At 51.4% G+C, this 16,390-nt stretch carries 11 protein-coding genes, 2 tRNA genes and 4 rRNA genes; 13 read left to right on the top strand and 4 right to left on the bottom strand.

Annotation, left to right across the window (positions count from 1 at the left end; genetic code table 11):
* The first annotated feature begins 4 nt into the window (after window positions 1–4).
* The 6 genes from dprA to MKleb_RS25210 are packed head-to-tail and all read left to right on the top strand — an operon-like array spanning window position 5 to window position 3,797.
* Complete coding sequence (dprA, locus tag MKleb_RS25235; protein WP_025107518.1) at window positions 5–1,129, top strand: DNA-protecting protein DprA; 1,125 nt, start codon at window positions 5–7, stop codon at window positions 1,127–1,129.
* Entirely contained in the window at window positions 1,101–1,574 is a 474-nt protein-coding gene (gene smg, locus MKleb_RS25230; protein ID WP_004125874.1) for a DUF494 family protein Smg, read from the top strand. The genes dprA and smg overlap by 29 nt, the downstream gene beginning before the upstream one ends.
* Window positions 1,575–1,601: 27 nt before the next feature.
* Window positions 1,602–2,144, top strand: a complete 543-nt coding sequence (locus tag MKleb_RS25225) for a DNA topoisomerase family protein (protein WP_014227029.1) — start codon at window positions 1,602–1,604, stop codon at window positions 2,142–2,144.
* 4 nt (window positions 2,145–2,148) lie between these two features.
* Window positions 2,149–2,721, top strand: a complete 573-nt coding sequence (tsaC, locus tag MKleb_RS25220; protein ID WP_163586447.1) for an L-threonylcarbamoyladenylate synthase type 1 TsaC — start codon at window positions 2,149–2,151, stop codon at window positions 2,719–2,721.
* Between the two features lie 3 nt (window positions 2,722–2,724).
* Complete coding sequence (aroE, locus tag MKleb_RS25215) at window positions 2,725–3,543, top strand: shikimate dehydrogenase (protein ID WP_014227028.1); 819 nt, start codon at window positions 2,725–2,727, stop codon at window positions 3,541–3,543.
* Window positions 3,540–3,797 carry a DUF1488 family protein gene (locus tag MKleb_RS25210; protein WP_014227027.1) on the top strand — a complete coding sequence of 86 codons (258 nt, stop codon included), beginning with the start codon at window positions 3,540–3,542 and terminating at the stop codon, window positions 3,795–3,797. The genes aroE and MKleb_RS25210 overlap by 4 nt, the downstream gene beginning before the upstream one ends.
* Here MKleb_RS25210 and MKleb_RS25205 read toward each other — a convergent pair.
* Window positions 3,773–4,327 carry a gamma carbonic anhydrase family protein gene (locus tag MKleb_RS25205; RefSeq protein ID WP_014839658.1) on the bottom strand — a complete coding sequence of 185 codons (555 nt, stop codon included), beginning with the start codon at window positions 4,325–4,327 and terminating at the stop codon, window positions 3,773–3,775. The genes MKleb_RS25210 and MKleb_RS25205 overlap by 25 nt on opposite strands.
* Before the next feature lie 472 nt (window positions 4,328–4,799).
* Between MKleb_RS25205 and MKleb_RS25200 the strand changes: the two genes are divergently transcribed.
* The 6 genes from MKleb_RS25200 to rrf (MKleb_RS25175) all read left to right on the top strand — a co-directional run bounded on the left by MKleb_RS25200 (window position 4,800) and on the right by rrf (MKleb_RS25175) (window position 10,156).
* Window positions 4,800–6,339 (top strand): 16S ribosomal RNA (locus MKleb_RS25200).
* Between the two features lie 85 nt (window positions 6,340–6,424).
* Window positions 6,425–6,500 (top strand) — tRNA-Glu (locus MKleb_RS25195).
* A gap of 190 nt (window positions 6,501–6,690) precedes the next feature.
* Window positions 6,691–9,596, top strand: a 23S ribosomal RNA gene (locus tag MKleb_RS25190).
* A gap of 200 nt (window positions 9,597–9,796) precedes the next feature.
* A 5S ribosomal RNA gene (rrf, locus tag MKleb_RS25185) occupies window positions 9,797–9,912 on the top strand.
* A 14-nt stretch (window positions 9,913–9,926) separates the two neighbouring features.
* Window positions 9,927–10,002: transfer RNA gene (locus MKleb_RS25180), tRNA-Thr, on the top strand.
* Window positions 10,003–10,040: 38 nt separating this feature from the next.
* Window positions 10,041–10,156 (top strand): 5S ribosomal RNA (rrf, locus tag MKleb_RS25175).
* The 16S, 23S and 5S rRNA genes sit together here with 2 tRNA genes alongside, the layout of an rRNA operon.
* 236 nt (window positions 10,157–10,392) lie before the next feature.
* Here rrf (MKleb_RS25175) and MKleb_RS25170 read toward each other — a convergent pair.
* The 3 genes from MKleb_RS25170 to MKleb_RS25160 all read right to left on the bottom strand — a co-directional run bounded on the left by MKleb_RS25170 (window position 10,393) and on the right by MKleb_RS25160 (window position 15,146).
* On the bottom strand, window positions 10,393–10,614 hold the full coding sequence (locus MKleb_RS25170; protein ID WP_025108494.1) for a hypothetical protein: 222 nt from the start codon (window positions 10,612–10,614) through the stop codon (window positions 10,393–10,395).
* A gap of 268 nt (window positions 10,615–10,882) precedes the next feature.
* Entirely contained in the window at window positions 10,883–13,993 is a 3,111-nt protein-coding gene (locus MKleb_RS25165) for an efflux RND transporter permease subunit (protein ID WP_217076348.1), read from the bottom strand.
* A 13-nt stretch (window positions 13,994–14,006) separates the two neighbouring features.
* Window positions 14,007–15,146: an efflux RND transporter periplasmic adaptor subunit gene (locus tag MKleb_RS25160; RefSeq protein WP_025108493.1), complete on the bottom strand. Its 1,140-nt coding sequence runs from the start codon at window positions 15,144–15,146 to the stop codon at window positions 14,007–14,009.
* Window positions 15,147–15,524: 378 nt separating this feature from the next.
* Here MKleb_RS25160 and envR point away from each other — a divergent pair, with 378 nt between their 5' ends.
* Complete coding sequence (envR, locus tag MKleb_RS25155) at window positions 15,525–16,166, top strand: acrEF/envCD operon transcriptional regulator (RefSeq protein WP_004854718.1); 642 nt, start codon at window positions 15,525–15,527, stop codon at window positions 16,164–16,166.
* The last annotated feature ends 224 nt before the right edge of the window (window positions 16,167–16,390 follow it).

The following is a 16,390-nucleotide window of genomic DNA, read 5'->3' as shown; positions in this document are numbered from 1 at the left end:
AGGGATGACGCCCAGGGAAATTTGGTTACGTTTGATGAGGGTGAGCAGCCTGTATGGCGAGAGTGCTGTCAGTGCCGCCCGTCAGCTATGTGCATCTGCGACGTTAGGTCGAGAAGATTTGCGAGCCTGTGGCTTGAGTCTGGCGCAATCGAAGCATTTCCTCAGCGTTAACCAATGCGAGATAGATGCCACGCTGCAATGGCTGGAGCGACCAAATTGCTATCTACTGACTGCCGAAGATCCGCTTTACCCACCCCAGCTGCGGGCGATTGTCGACTTTCCTTGCGCTCTTTTAGTATGTGGAGACCCTGCGCTACTGAGCAGCCGGCAGCTGTCCGTCATTGGGAGCCGGGCGCATTCATGGTATGGCGCTCGTTGGGGGAAACTCTTTAGCGAAGCTTTAGCACGTTATGGTATTACGATCACGAGCGGCCTGGCCCTTGGCATTGATGGAATTGCTCATCGTGGTGCGCTGGAAGGGAAAGGTAGAACGGTTGCTGTTTTAGGGAATGGCTTAAGAGAGATCTATCCTCGCCGTCATCAGGCGTTAGCGGAGCAGATTACTAACAGCTGCGGCGCCATCATTTCGGAGTTTCCGCTGTTTACCCCGCCCCTGCCGGGCAACTTTCCTCGCCGTAACCGGATTATCAGCGGGCTAAGTGCCGGCGTGTTGGTTATTGAGGCGGCCCTGAAAAGCGGCTCATTAGTGACGGTTCGTTATGCTCTGGAGCAGGGAAGGGATGTGTTTGCCCTGCCAGGGCCGATTGGCAGCCCGGGTTCAGAAGGTCCCCACTGGCTTATCAAGCAGGGCGCGATTCCCGTGACAGCCCCGGAAGACATCGTCGAATACTGGCGGGATGAGCTGCCATATGTTCTTCCTGAACCAGATGACGCAAATAATTGCGGTAATCGGCCTTCTGTAGCATTGCCATTTCCAGAGCTCCTGGCTAACGTAGGAGATGAGGTAACACCTGTTGACGTTGTCGCTGAACGTGCCGGCCAATCTGTGCCAGTAACCGTAGCCCAGCTACTAGAACTGGAGTTAGCAGGCTGGATCGCAGCTGTACCCGGCGGCTATGTCCGATTAAGGAGGGCAAGCCATGTTCGACGTACTGATGTATCTGTTTGAAACTTACATCCATAACGAAGCAGAAATGCGCGTGGATCAGGACAAGCTGACTCGGGATCTGACCGATGCCGGTTTTGAACGAGAAGATATCTATAACGCCCTGATGTGGCTGGAGAAACTGGCTGATTACCAGGAGGGGCTTGTTGCGCCAATGCAGCTTGCTTCTGACCCACTCTCGTTACGAGTCTACACCGACGAGGAGTGCCAGCGTCTTGATGCAAGCTGCCGGGGATTCTTATTATTCCTTGAGCAAATTCAGGTGTTGAACCTCGAAACACGGGAAATGGTGATTGAGCGTGTACTGGCGCTGGATACGGCAGAGTTCGATCTGGAAGATCTCAAATGGGTGATCCTGATGGTGCTGTTCAATATTCCCGGTTGCGAAAATGCCTACCAGCAAATGGAAGAATTACTCTTTGAAGTAAATGAAGGTATGCTGCACTAACTTTTTTGCTGCGACATTAGAATTGTTATGACCAAAACAGCGCTGTTCTCGGTGCGTAAAAACGAACCCTGCCCGCAGTGTGGGGCTGAACTGGTAATACGCTCCGGGAAACACGGGCCTTTTCTCGGCTGCTCGCATTATCCTGACTGTGACTATGTCCGGCCCCTGAAAAATCAGGCGGACGGACATATTGTCAAAGTTCTGGAGGGGCAAACGTGCCCGTCTTGCGGCGCAGTGCTGGTACTACGCCAGGGGCGTTTTGGTATGTTTATCGGTTGTAGCAGCTATCCAGATTGCGAACATACTGAACTTATCGATAAGCCGGATGAAACCGCAATTGCATGCCCACAGTGCGGGCAAGGGCATTTGGTTCAGCGCCGCTCACGTTTTGGAAAAAACTTCCATTCCTGCGATCGTTACCCCGATTGCCAGTTCGTCATAAACTTCAGGCCAGTGGCGGGCGAGTGTCCAGAGTGTCATTACCCGTTGCTAATCGAAAAGAAAACGGCGCAGGGCGTTAAACGCTTCTGTGCCAGCAAACAATGTGGAAAGCCGATACCGGCGGAATAAATCTGTGAATAATAACCTGCCCTCAGAAGCCATCGTACGTGCTGTGGCGCTTCTGAATAATGAACATGTCATCGCCTATCCAACAGAAGCCGTTTTTGGCGTCGGTTGCGATCCCGATAGCGAAAAGGCCGTCATGAGCCTGCTTGCACTTAAACAGCGTCCCGTTGAAAAGGGGCTGATCCTGATTGCGGCGAACTTCGAGCAACTCAAACCCTATATTGACGATACGCAACTTAGCGATGAGCAGCTGGAGACGATTTTTTCTTGCTGGCCAGGGCCTGTGACATTTGTCTTCCCCGCTTGCGCTTCAACGCCGCGTTGGTTGACGGGGCGCTTCAATTCACTGGCTGTGCGAGTCACGGATCATCCGCTGGTGGTCAAACTGTGTAATGCTTACGGAAAACCGCTGGTTTCAACCAGCGCAAATTTGTCTGGCCAGCCTCCTTGCCGCACGACGGCAGAAGTTTATGCGCAGTTTGGCGCTGATTTCCCGGTCGTTGACGGGGCTACGGGAGGGCGTCAAAACCCATCTGAAATACGTGATGCCTTGACGGGCGAACTCTTCCGCCAGGGGTAACTCATGGAAACTTATGCCGTCTTCGGACACCCTATTGCCCATAGCAAGTCGCCATCTATTCATCGGCTTTTTGCTCAGCAGTTGCAAATTACGCATCCCTATGGCCGTATCCTGGCTCCGCTCGATGATTTCGTTACGACGCTCGATACCTTCTTTAATGAAGGCGGTAAGGGAGCGAACGTCACCGTGCCTTTTAAAGAAGAGGCCTTCGCGCGAGCAGATGAGCTAACCGAACGTGCAGCGCTGGCCGGTGCGGTCAATACGCTTAAACGGTTGGAGGATGGCCGCCTGCTGGGGGACAATACCGATGGTATTGGACTACTGAGCGATCTGGAACGGCTGGGTTTTATTAAACCAGGATTCCGGGTATTGCTTATTGGCGCAGGTGGGGCTTCACGCGGCGTTTTGCTTCCTCTCCTGTCGCTGGATTGTGCCGTGACTATTGTTAATCGTACCTATTCTCGCGCCCATGAACTGGCTACGCTTTTTGCTCATACCGGCAGCGTCCGCGCTTTGGATATAGAAGCATTAGGCGGTCAGGAATTTGATCTCATTATTAATGCGACATCCAGCGGTATTGACGGCGGTGTTCCCGCGATCCCTGTTACCTTAATAAATCCCCATGTCTGTTGTTATGACATGTTTTACCAGAAAGGTAGTACGCCATTTTTATCCTTATGCCAGCAACACGGTGCGACAAAATGCGCTGATGGGTTGGGAATGCTGGTGGCGCAGGCTGCTCATGCGGTGCTGTTGTGGCACGGCGTTCTGCCAGAAATTACGCCAGTCATTGCGGCTTTGCAGAAGGAACTGAATGCATGAACCAGGCAATTCAGTTTCCAGACAGAGAGGTATGGGATGAAGCGCGTCAATGTATCGCTTTTCCTGCATTAGTTAACGGCATGCAGCTTACCTGCGCCTTAACGCTAACGGTGCTCAAGAAGCGTTTTGGCGGTGAAGAGCCGGCGCAATGGCTGGCCGCTTTTCGTGAACATCGCTGGGATCTGGAAGATGAAGCCCAGGATCTCATTCTCGACCAGCAAGAAGATGCTCAAGGTTGGATCTGGTTTTCCTGAGCCAGGTAATCACCTTTCCACTTTACATAGTTGTTCGCTGAATATTGTAGCCCGGCAATTTCCGCCTCTGTCAGGGGGCGTATCTGTTTTACCGGGTTACCAAAGTAAAGATAGCCACTCTTGAGACGTTTGTTCTGAGGCACCAGACTGCCAGCCCCAATCATTATATCGTCTTCAACAATCACGCCATCCAACAAAATCGAACCCATACCGACCAGGACCCGGTTACCAATAGTGCAGCCGTGTAGCATCACCTTATGACCGACGGTAACATCATCGCCAATGATAAGTGGATTGCCGTGTGGATTAGATGAAGACTTATGCGTGACATGTAAGACGCTACCGTCCTGAATGTTAGTGCGGGCGCCTATTTCCACATAGTTCACATCACCGCGAATGGCGACCAGAGGCCAGATACTGACATCGTCAGCTATTCTGACATCGCCGATCACCACGCTGCTGCTGTCGATCATCACGCGTAGGCCCGTTTTAGGGAATAAATCTTTATAACGACGCAAGCTGGTGGTCATGGTTACCTCAATAAACGAAGGGAGTGCAGAGACTTTGGTTGCTTTTCTGGCCGTCTGCAACCCCTTATTGTGGTAAAAATTGAGCGAATTGAGCAAGAACGCCGCGAAGCGGCTGAAAAACCATCATTTGGAAAAAAAGATCGAAAAAAGGCTTGTGCAAAAAAATGGGATCCCTATAATGCGCTCCCACTGACACGGCAGATGTGAATCACTTCACAAACAACCCGGTCGGTTGAAGAGAAAAAATCCTGAAATAACGGGTTGACTCTGAAAGAGGAAAGCGTAATATACGCCACCTCGCAACGGTGAGCGAAAGCCGCGTTGCACTGCTCTTTAACAATTTATCAGACAATCTGTGTGGGCACTCAAAGTGACATGGATTCTTAACGTCCTCGGACGAAAAATGAATACCAAGTCTCAAAGAGTGAACACGTAATTCATTACGAAGTTTAATTCTACGAGCATCAAACTTAAATTGAAGAGTTTGATCATGGCTCAGATTGAACGCTGGCGGCAGGCCTAACACATGCAAGTCGAACGGTAGCACAGAGAGCTTGCTCTCGGGTGACGAGTGGCGGACGGGTGAGTAATGTCTGGGAAACTGCCTGATGGAGGGGGATAACTACTGGAAACGGTAGCTAATACCGCATAACGTCGCAAGACCAAAGAGGGGGACCTTCGGGCCTCTTGCCATCAGATGTGCCCAGATGGGATTAGCTAGTAGGTGGGGTAACGGCTCACCTAGGCGACGATCCCTAGCTGGTCTGAGAGGATGACCAGCCACACTGGAACTGAGACACGGTCCAGACTCCTACGGGAGGCAGCAGTGGGGAATATTGCACAATGGGCGCAAGCCTGATGCAGCCATGCCGCGTGTATGAAGAAGGCCTTCGGGTTGTAAAGTACTTTCAGCGGGGAGGAAGGCGATAAGGTTAATAACCTTGTCGATTGACGTTACCCGCAGAAGAAGCACCGGCTAACTCCGTGCCAGCAGCCGCGGTAATACGGAGGGTGCAAGCGTTAATCGGAATTACTGGGCGTAAAGCGCACGCAGGCGGTCTGTCAAGTCGGATGTGAAATCCCCGGGCTCAACCTGGGAACTGCATTCGAAACTGGCAGGCTGGAGTCTTGTAGAGGGGGGTAGAATTCCAGGTGTAGCGGTGAAATGCGTAGAGATCTGGAGGAATACCGGTGGCGAAGGCGGCCCCCTGGACAAAGACTGACGCTCAGGTGCGAAAGCGTGGGGAGCAAACAGGATTAGATACCCTGGTAGTCCACGCTGTAAACGATGTCGACTTGGAGGTTGTTCCCTTGAGGAGTGGCTTCCGGAGCTAACGCGTTAAGTCGACCGCCTGGGGAGTACGGCCGCAAGGTTAAAACTCAAATGAATTGACGGGGGCCCGCACAAGCGGTGGAGCATGTGGTTTAATTCGATGCAACGCGAAGAACCTTACCTACTCTTGACATCCACGGAACTTAGCAGAGATGCTTTGGTGCCTTCGGGAACCGTGAGACAGGTGCTGCATGGCTGTCGTCAGCTCGTGTTGTGAAATGTTGGGTTAAGTCCCGCAACGAGCGCAACCCTTATCCTTTGTTGCCAGCGATTCGGTCGGGAACTCAAAGGAGACTGCCAGTGATAAACTGGAGGAAGGTGGGGATGACGTCAAGTCATCATGGCCCTTACGAGTAGGGCTACACACGTGCTACAATGGCATATACAAAGAGAAGCGACCTCGCGAGAGCAAGCGGACCTCATAAAGTATGTCGTAGTCCGGATTGGAGTCTGCAACTCGACTCCATGAAGTCGGAATCGCTAGTAATCGTGGATCAGAATGCCACGGTGAATACGTTCCCGGGCCTTGTACACACCGCCCGTCACACCATGGGAGTGGGTTGCAAAAGAAGTAGGTAGCTTAACCTTCGGGAGGGCGCTTACCACTTTGTGATTCATGACTGGGGTGAAGTCGTAACAAGGTAACCGTAGGGGAACCTGCGGTTGGATCACCTCCTTACCTTAAAGAACCTGCCTTTGTAGTGCTCACACAGATTGTCTGATGAAAAGTAAATAGCAAGGCGTCTTGCGATTGAGACTTCAGTGTCCCCTTCGTCTAGAGGCCCAGGACACCGCCCTTTCACGGCGGTAACAGGGGTTCGAATCCCCTAGGGGACGCCACTTGCTGGTTCGTGAGTGAAAGTCACCTGCCTTAATATCTCAAAACTCATCTTCGGGTGACGTTTGAGATATTTGCTCTTTAAAAATCTGGATCAAGCTGAAAATTGAAACGACACACTGTTTAAGTGTGTTCGAGTCTCTCAAATTTTCGCGACACGACGATGTTTTACGAAACATCTTCGGGTTGTGAGGTTAAGCGACTAAGCGTACACGGTGGATGCCCTGGCAGTCAGAGGCGATGAAGGACGTGCTAATCTGCGAAAAGCGTCGGTAAGGTGATATGAACCGTTACAGCCGGCGATGTCCGAATGGGGAAACCCAGTGCAATTCGTTGCACTATCGTTTGATGAATACATAGTCAAACGAGGCGAACCGGGGGAACTGAAACATCTAAGTACCCCGAGGAAAAGAAATCAACCGAGATTCCCCCAGTAGCGGCGAGCGAACGGGGAGCAGCCCGGAGTCTGAATCAGCTTGTGTGTTAGTGGAAGCGTCTGGAAAGTCGCAGGGTACAGGGTGATACTCCCGTACACTAAAACACACAGGTTGTGAACTCGAAGAGTAGGGCGGGACACGTGGTATCCTGTCTGAATATGGGGGGACCATCCTCCAAGGCTAAATACTCCTGACTGACCGATAGTGAACCAGTACCGTGAGGGAAAGGCGAAAAGAACCCCGGCGAGGGGAGTGAAAAAGAACCTGAAACCGTGTACGTACAAGCAGTAGGAGCCCACTAGTTGGGTGACTGCGTACCTTTTGTATAATGGGTCAGCGACTTATATTCTGTAGCAAGGTTAACCGTATAGGGGAGCCGCAGGGAAACCGAGTCTTAACTGGGCGTTAAGTTGCAGGGTATAGACCCGAAACCCGGTGATCTAGCCATGGGCAGGTTGAAGGTTGGGTAACACTAACTGGAGGACCGAACCGACTAATGTTGAAAAATTAGCGGATGACTTGTGGCTGGGGGTGAAAGGCCAATCAAACCGGGAGATAGCTGGTTCTCCCCGAAAGCTATTTAGGTAGCGCCTCGTGAATTCATCTTCGGGGGTAGAGCACTGTTTCGGCTAGGGGGTCATCCCGACTTACCAACCCGATGCAAACTACGAATACCGAAGAATGTTATCACGGGAGACACACGGCGGGTGCTAACGTCCGTCGTGAAGAGGGAAACAACCCAGACCGCCAGCTAAGGTCCCAAAGTCATGGTTAAGTGGGAAACGATGTGGGAAGGCCCAGACAGCCAGGATGTTGGCTTAGAAGCAGCCATCATTTAAAGAAAGCGTAATAGCTCACTGGTCGAGTCGGCCTGCGCGGAAGATGTAACGGGGCTAAACCATGCACCGAAGCTGCGGCAGCGACACTATGTGTTGTTGGGTAGGGGAGCGTTCTGTAAGCCGTTGAAGGTGGCCTGTGAGGGTTGCTGGAGGTATCAGAAGTGCGAATGCTGACATAAGTAACGATAATGCGGGTGAAAAACCCGCACGCCGGAAGACCAAGGGTTCCTGTCCAACGTTAATCGGGGCAGGGTGAGTCGACCCCTAAGGCGAGGCCGAAAGGCGTAGTCGATGGGAAACAGGTTAATATTCCTGTACTCGGTGTTACTGCGAAGGGGGGACGGAGAAGGCTATGTTGGCCGGGCGACGGTTGTCCCGGTTTAAGCATGTAGGCGGATGTTCCAGGTAAATCCGGAACGTCACTAACGCTGAGGTGTGATGACGAGGCACTACGGTGCTGAAGTGACAAATGCCCTGCTTCCAGGAAAAGCCTCTAAGCATCAGGTAACATCAAATCGTACCCCAAACCGACACAGGTGGTCAGGTAGAGAATACCAAGGCGCTTGAGAGAACTCGGGTGAAGGAACTAGGCAAAATGGTGCCGTAACTTCGGGAGAAGGCACGCTGATGGTAAGTGAAGCGACTTGCTCGTGGAGCTGAAATCAGTCGAAGATACCAGCTGGCTGCAACTGTTTATTAAAAACACAGCACTGTGCAAACACGAAAGTGGACGTATACGGTGTGACGCCTGCCCGGTGCCGGAAGGTTAATTGATGGGGTTATCCTCGCGGAGAAGCTCTTGATCGAAGCCCCGGTAAACGGCGGCCGTAACTATAACGGTCCTAAGGTAGCGAAATTCCTTGTCGGGTAAGTTCCGACCTGCACGAATGGCGTAATGATGGCCAGGCTGTCTCCACCCGAGACTCAGTGAAATTGAACTCGCTGTGAAGATGCAGTGTACCCGCGGCAAGACGGAAAGACCCCGTGAACCTTTACTATAGCTTGACACTGAACACTGGTCCTTGATGTGTAGGATAGGTGGGAGGCTTTGAAGTGTGGACGCCAGTCTGCATGGAGCCATCCTTGAAATACCACCCTTTAATGGCTGGTGTTCTAACGTGGGCCCGTAATCCGGGTTGCGGACAGTGTCTGGTGGGTAGTTTGACTGGGGCGGTCTCCTCCTAAAGAGTAACGGAGGAGCACGAAGGTCAGCTAATCCTGGTCGGACATCAGGAGGTTAGTGCAATGGCATAAGCTGGCTTGACTGCGAGCGTGACGGCGCGAGCAGGTGCGAAAGCAGGTCATAGTGATCCGGTGGTTCTGAATGGAAGGGCCATCGCTCAACGGATAAAAGGTACTCCGGGGATAACAGGCTGATACCGCCCAAGAGTTCATATCGACGGCGGTGTTTGGCACCTCGATGTCGGCTCATCACATCCTGGGGCTGAAGTAGGTCCCAAGGGTATGGCTGTTCGCCATTTAAAGTGGTACGCGAGCTGGGTTTAGAACGTCGTGAGACAGTTCGGTCCCTATCTGCCGTGGGCGCTGGAGAATTGAGGGGGGCTGCTCCTAGTACGAGAGGACCGGAGTGGACGCATCACTGGTGTTCGGGTTGTCATGCCAATGGCATTGCCCGGTAGCTAAATGCGGAAGAGATAAGTGCTGAAAGCATCTAAGTACGAAACTTGCCCCGAGATGAGTTCTCCCTGACCCTTTAAGGGTCCTGAAGGAACGTTGAAGACGACGACGTTGATAGGCCGGGTGTGTAAGCGCAGCGATGCGTTGAGCTAACCGGTACTAATGAACCGTGAGGCTTAACCTTACAACGCCGAAGATGTTTTGGCGATTTGAGAAGACAACAATTTCAGCATTGATTCAGAGTTGAGTACGCAATAATTTGCGCAGCAGCAAGGCGACAAGCGAAGGAAAGGAAGGAGCATACTGAAGTATGTGACTGACTTTGCGAGCGCGGGCAACGCGGCTGATGCGATAAAGAATTGCGTACTGAGCACAAAGAATTTGCCTGGCGGCACTAGCGCGGTGGTCCCACCTGACCCCATGCCGAACTCAGAAGTGAAACGCCGTAGCGCCGATGGTAGTGTGGGGTCTCCCCATGTGAGAGTAGGGAACTGCCAGGCATCAAATTAAGTGTGCTGATATGGCTCAGTTGGTAGAGCGCACCCTTGGTAAGGGTGAGGTCCCCAGTTCGACTCTGGGTATCAGCACCAGTTTTTAGGTTAAAGTTCGGCGATTTGAAAAGAATTTGCCTGGCAACGATAGCGCGGTGGTCCCACCTGACCCCATGCCGAACTCAGAAGTGAAACGCCGTAGCGCCGATGGTAGTGTGGGGTCTCCCCATGTGAGAGTAGGGCATTGCCAGGCATCAAATAAGTGAAAAGCCCATCCGTCAGGATGGGCTTTTTGCGTTTGTGCTGCTGCGAAAATATCCATTTATACCAGACCTGGCAATGACAATTTGCCCATTTGATCTTATCTAAAGGATCGTTTCCCGAGCTTCAGCTGCCGGTATTGCAGTTTAAGCATTGTGGAGCTTACCTTCGGGAAAAGCGGTGCCGGAGCTCGCTCCGGCACCTGTCATGGCAGAGAAAAGAAAGGAATTAACGAGTCAACGCCACGATGCCGAGCGTCAGGCCAGCAACGGCAGCTGCGCCCCCGGCAATCGCGCCGGCGGTTTCCCAGTTATCCTGGGTCGTTCCTTTCATACAGGTATTGGTGTGCACTAATCTGCCTTCAGAATCATAGACCGGTACACACGGAGAGTCATGTGCACAGCCGGCGAGTAGCGTTGCCAGCAATGCCACTAGAATAACTTTAGTCATGATATTACCTCTAAATAATCCGCTTCGCTGTATTGGAGAACCCGTACCTGCGCGGAACGGTTTATTTTATCATCAGCAATATGGGGTGCCGCTAGAGTAAATAATCTCAATTTATGAGTAACGTAAATATCATGAAGAAAACCAGAGAACTATGGGGAAATAATGTGTATTGGGTACCGCGGCAATAAATATATTTAATATCATCAGGATAGTTATCGAAACGCAGACGAAAAAAAGGCACCTGAAAGGTGCCTTTAGAAAAACATATTTACTCTGCGTGTTTCGTAAAGCGGCGTCTTACCACGACGAAGAAGACAGGAACAAAGAAGATCGCCAGTAATGTTGCCGTCAGCATTCCGCCCATAACGCCGGTACCGACCGCGTTTTGGGCGCCGCTGCCGGCTCCATGGCTAATAACCAGAGGCAGAACCCCGAGGATAAAGGCCAGCGAAGTCATCAGGATAGGGCGTAAACGCATACGCGATGCTTCAAGTGTGGCTTCGATAATTCCTTTGCCTTCTTTATCCATCAGGTCTTTCGCAAACTCCACGATAAGAATCGCGTTTTTCGCAGAGAGGCCGATAGTTGTTAATAAGCCCACCTGGAAATAAACGTCATTATTAAGCCCGCGTAACGACGCCGCCAGTAATGCACCAACTACCCCTAATGGAACGACGAGCATGACGGAGAAGGGAATAGACCAACTTTCATAAAGCGCCGCAAGACACAGAAAGACAACAATAAGCGAAATGGCGTAGAGCGCGGGCGCCTGGTTACCGGATAAACGTTCTTGATAGGACATTCCCGTCCAGTCGTAACCAATACCGGCAGGAAGCTTGCTGGCTAACTGCTCCATTAAAATCATCGCATCGCCGGTACTTTTCCCCGGAGCAGCTTCACCCAAAACTTCCATAGAGGGTAAGCCATTATAGCGCTCCAGGCGCGGTGAACCATAAACCCAGCGTGAGGTGACAAAGGCGGAGAACGGAACCATTTCGCCATTCGCGCTGCGGACGTACATATTATTGATATCGCTCGGCAGCATACGGAATTTTGCATCGGCCTGAACGTAGACTTTTTTCACTCGTCCATGGTCAATAAAGTCGTTGACGTAGTAACCCCCTAGCGCCGCGGAAATGGTTTCATTGATATCGGATAGCGAAATCCCCAGAGCCTGAGCTTTCTCCTGATCAACATCCAGCTTAAATTGCGGCGTGTCTTCGAGCCCGTTGGGGCGAACGCGTACCAGCTGGTCGGGATGCTCTCTCACCATACCCAGAAGTTGATTACGGGCCAGGGTTAACGCGCTATGGCCAAGGTTACCCTGATCGATAAGCTCAAAGTCAAAACCGGTCGCCGTACCCAGTTCGATAATTGCCGGCAGATTGAAAGGAAAGACCATAGCATCTTTAATCTGACTGAAGGCAACGGTCGCACGTTTGATGATTGCCTCAACGCCATTCTCTGCGCCACTGCGTTCTTCCCATGGCTTCAGGCTGACAAACGCCATACCGGAGTTTTGACCCTGACCGCTAAAGCTAAAGCCGTTAACGGTAAAGACGCTTTCAACATTCACCTTCTCTTTATGCAGATAGTAATCGGTAACCGTATCAAGAACCTTTTGCGTGCGTTCCTGCGTTGCGCCTGAAGGAAGCTGGATCATGGTCATAAATACCCCCTGATCCTCATCCGGCAAGAAGGAGGTGGGCAGGCGCATAAACAGGACGGCCATACCCACAACGATCAGCAAATAGATGATCAGGTAGCGTCCGGTACAGCGCAGGATCCCGCTAACGCTGTTAGTGTAGTGGTTCACGCTACGATCGAATTTCGCATTAAACCAGCCAAAAAATCCTTTTTTCTCATGATGATCGGCTGATGCGGGTTTCAGTAATGTGGCACAAAGCGCGGGGGTCAGGATCAGCGCGACCAGGACGGACAGCGCCATGGCGGAGACGATGGTGATAGAAAATTGCCGATAGATCGCCCCCGTAGAGCCGCCAAAGAAGGCCATCGGGACAAACACTGCCGATAGCACCATGGCAATGCCGACCAGCGCCCCCTGAATTTGCGACATTGATTTTTCCGTCGCTTCTTTGGGGGGAAGCTTCTCTTCTACCATGACGCGTTCGACGTTTTCCACCACCACGATAGCATCGTCGACCAGAAGGCCTATTGCCAGCACCATACCAAACATCGTTAGCGTATTGATGGAGTAACCGAACATTGCCAGTACGGCAAAGGTCCCGAGCAGGACGACCGGAACCGCAATGGTGGGGATCAGCGTGGCCCGGATATTCTGTAAGAACAGATACATCACCAGGAAGACGAGGATAATCGCTTCAAACAGCGTCTTCACAACCTCATGAATAGAGATTTTCACAAACGGCGTAGTGTCGTAGGGATAGACGACCTTCATCCCCTGCGGGAAGTACGGCTGCAGTTCGGCAAGCTTCGCTTTAATCGCGGCGGCGGTATCGAGGGCATTGGCGCCGGTAGCGAGCTTAATTCCCAGTCCTGAAGCCGGTTTTCCATTGATTTTTGCGACAACGTTGTAGTTTTCACCTCCCAGCTCAATACGTGCCACATCTTTCAGGTGTACCACTGAGCCATCCGCGTTCACGCGCAAAGTCACTTTGCCAAACTCTGCCGGATCCTTCAGTCGCGTCTGAGCAATAATGGATGCATTTAGCTGCTGGCCTTTAAGGGCCGGCGTACCGCCAAGCTGGCCTGCTGCAATCTGATCGTTCTGTACCTGCAGTTGGTTAATGACGTCGACAGGCGTGAGGTTGTACTTATTCAGGAGATTACCGTCCAGCCAGACGCGCATGGCATACTGCGCGCCGAAGAGCTGTACATCGCCGACGCCGTTAAGGCGGCTGATGGTATCTTTGACGTTCGATGCAACGTAGTCGGATATATCATCCTGAGTGGTGCTCGTGTTATCGGAGATGAATCCGGCAACCATCAGGAAACTACTGCTTGATTTCTCGACGCTAATCCCCTGCTGCTGTACTTCCTGAGGAAGAAGCGGCGTCGCCAGCTGCAGTTTATTCTGCACCTGAACTTGCGCAATATCCGGATCCGTACCTGATTTAAAGGTCAGGGTGATGGTAACGCCGCCTGCGGAATCGCTGGTTGAGGACATGTACATCAGATTATCGATACCGTTCATGTTCTGTTCGATAACCTGAGTCACCGTATCCTGAACGGTTTGTGCGTCCGCACCTGGATAGGTTGCGGAGATGGCCACCGCTGGCGGCGCGATAGTCGGGTATTGTGCAATCGGTAGCTGCATAATTGCGAGGCCACCGGCAATCATCATGATGATCGCCAGCACCCAGGCGAAGACCGGTCGATGGATAAAAAACTTAGACATAGGGATTCGTACCTTATTGCGCGACGGACGTCGCGGTATCCTCTTCGGCCTTCACGGTGACGCCGGGACGTACTTTCTGCAGACCGCTGACGATAACCTTTTCACCGGCTTTCAGACCGCTCGTGATTAACCACTTATCGCCAATCGCCTGTGAGGCGGTGACGGCTCGCGTTTCCACCTGGTTTTTATCATTAACGAGCATCACGCTGGCATCGCCGCGCGGCGTTCGGGTGACTCCCTGCTGAGGAACGAGAATGGCATCCGGTGAAACGCCCTCATCAATACGGGCGCGAACAAACATCCCTGGCAGCAGAGCGTGCTGTGGGTTGGGGAAGATGGCGCGAAGCGTAATAGAGCCGGTGCTCTCATCTACCGTGACGTCAGAGAACTGCAGCGTGCCCTGAAGCGCATAAGGTTTTCCGTTTTCCATAATCAACTGCACGCTTTTGGTGCCACTGCCGTGCTGCAGGCTTTCCTGTTTCAGGCGCATGAAATCATTACTGGATTCAGTGACATCCACATAAATGGGATCGAGCTGCTGTACCGTCGCCATCGCGTCAGCCTGACCATTTGTCACCAGGGCACCTTCGGTCACGCTGGATTTGCCGATGCGGCCGCTGATTGGCGACGTCACTTTTGTGTACGCCAGGTTAATACGCGCGCTTTCCACGGCTGCCTTTGCGGCAATAACATCGGCATCGGCCTGGCGCGCGGTCGCCACCGCCTGATCGTATTCTTGCTGGCTGATATATTTTGTGCCGAGAAGAGGCGCGTAGCGTTTTACCGTTAAGTGGGCGATAGCCGCCGCGGCTTCTGCTTTCGCTTCATCACCTTTTGTGCTGTTGTAAGCCGCCTGATAGGTCGCCGGATCGATTTGATAAAGAGACTGTCCAGCGGTGACATCGCTACCTTCGACAAAGTTACGTTGCAGGATAATTCCGCTGACCTGCGGGCGGACTTCCGCGACGCGGTAGGCTGATGTGCGGCCAGGTAGCTCCGTGGTGACGGACAGCGGCGCGCTGTGTACGACATAAACGGAGACCTGAGGTATCTGCGCATGCGGTTGCCGATCGCCTGAATTATCGCAACCGCTGAGCAGGATGGCCGGGATGATAAGGCTGGATAAAAGTGTAACCCTGACATGAGGTGTCATTGCTGTTCCTTATAGATTATGAGCCAGGCATGGCCACGAATCTGTGCAAGAAATAATGAATTAAAATGCGGTTTGTTATCCTACAAATAAAAAACGATGGATGTAAGACATAGTTATTTTTTAGCCATCAGCAAGGCACGTAAAAACAAAATATCAGGAATAATGTTTTTAGAATGAACTTAAATTAAAATTTGCTTACATTGATATTTAATATATGAATATATTTATCTTAATTATTCTTGCGGTGTATTTATTGGAGAGCGTTTGAGATTTAACTCATCTGTATTTTTGCTAAACAATATTGATTGTCAGATGTTAGGTTTATAGGTATCCAGCGATTTCCCCACACTCTCAATCTGGCGTTGAGTGGAGCACCGTATGCCCAGAAGAACGAAAGAAGATGCGTTAAAGACGCGGCAGCTTCTGATTGAGTCTGCCATTCAGCAGTTTGCCTTACGTGGCGTGACCAGCACGACCTTAGCCGATATCGCTGATGCTGCTGGCGTGACGCGCGGAGCGGTGTACTGGCACTTTGCAAGCAAAGCTGAGCTATTTAATGAAATGTGGCAACAGCAGCTGCCGCTACGCGACCTGCTTCAGCATGAATTTAACCTTAAAGACGATCAGGATCCGCTCAGCACGCTACGAGAGAAATTTATTATTGGCTTACAATATATCGCCAATAATCCCCGTCAACGTGCCTTAATGCAAATTCTGTATCAGAAGTGTGAGTTTTCCAGCGACATGATGCCGGAAGCTGAGATTCGCAAGAGAATTGGTTTTAGCTATCCGATTATTCGCAGCATTTTGCAGCTCTGTATTCGTAACGGATTATTGCCAGCGGAAACCAATGTTGAAATTTCATTAATTGTATTACACAGCGCATTTACCGGTATTATTAAAAACTGGCTGGTGGAGCCCGGGCAATTCGATCTGTATCGCCAGGCACCCGCCCTGGTTGATAATATTATGTCAATCCTTTGCGGGGCTAATGGGCGGCAGACGATAGCCAGCCATTAAAATTCATGTAATAAAAAAGGCGCTTCCCCATGCCGAAGAGCGCCTTTTATATCAAACATTTAACTGGTTAGTATCAGTTCATGCCGTATTTTCAGAACCTATGTTTTTTATGGTTCACCATCGTTTAAATATGTTCGCCTATCCTACTGAAATGAATGGACAATTAACCATTATTTGTTTGGCTTTGTTCATTGCCGTTCATGGAGTAACATAGTGATGTGTAG

The sequence above is a fragment of the Klebsiella sp. PL-2018 genome (assembly GCF_019048985.1).
Lineage (GTDB): Bacteria > Pseudomonadota > Gammaproteobacteria > Enterobacterales > Enterobacteriaceae > Klebsiella > Klebsiella michiganensis.
This window is presented reverse-complemented; position numbering and strand designations above follow the sequence as displayed.

Bases quoted from the DNA above. Each gene is read 5' to 3' on its own strand.
- dprA (WP_025107518.1), top strand. From the start codon at position 5: ATGACGCCCAGGGAAATTTGGTTACGTTTGATGAGGGTGAGCAGCCTG.
- MKleb_RS25225 (WP_014227029.1), top strand. From the start codon at position 1,602: ATGACCAAAACAGCGCTGTTCTCGGTGCGTAAAAACGAACCCTGCCCG.
- smg (WP_004125874.1), top strand. From the start codon at position 1,101: ATGTTCGACGTACTGATGTATCTGTTTGAAACTTACATCCATAACGAA.
- MKleb_RS25160 (WP_025108493.1), bottom strand. From the start codon at position 15,146: ATGACACCTCATGTCAGGGTTACACTTTTATCCAGCCTTATCATCCCG.
- aroE (WP_014227028.1), top strand. From the start codon at position 2,725: ATGGAAACTTATGCCGTCTTCGGACACCCTATTGCCCATAGCAAGTCG.
- MKleb_RS25165 (WP_217076348.1), bottom strand. From the start codon at position 13,993: ATGTCTAAGTTTTTTATCCATCGACCGGTCTTCGCCTGGGTGCTGGCG.
- MKleb_RS25170 (WP_025108494.1), bottom strand. From the start codon at position 10,614: ATGACTAAAGTTATTCTAGTGGCATTGCTGGCAACGCTACTCGCCGGC.
- MKleb_RS25205 (WP_014839658.1), bottom strand. From the start codon at position 4,327: ATGACCACCAGCTTGCGTCGTTATAAAGATTTATTCCCTAAAACGGGC.
- MKleb_RS25210 (WP_014227027.1), top strand. From the start codon at position 3,540: ATGAACCAGGCAATTCAGTTTCCAGACAGAGAGGTATGGGATGAAGCG.
- envR (WP_004854718.1), top strand. From the start codon at position 15,525: ATGCCCAGAAGAACGAAAGAAGATGCGTTAAAGACGCGGCAGCTTCTG.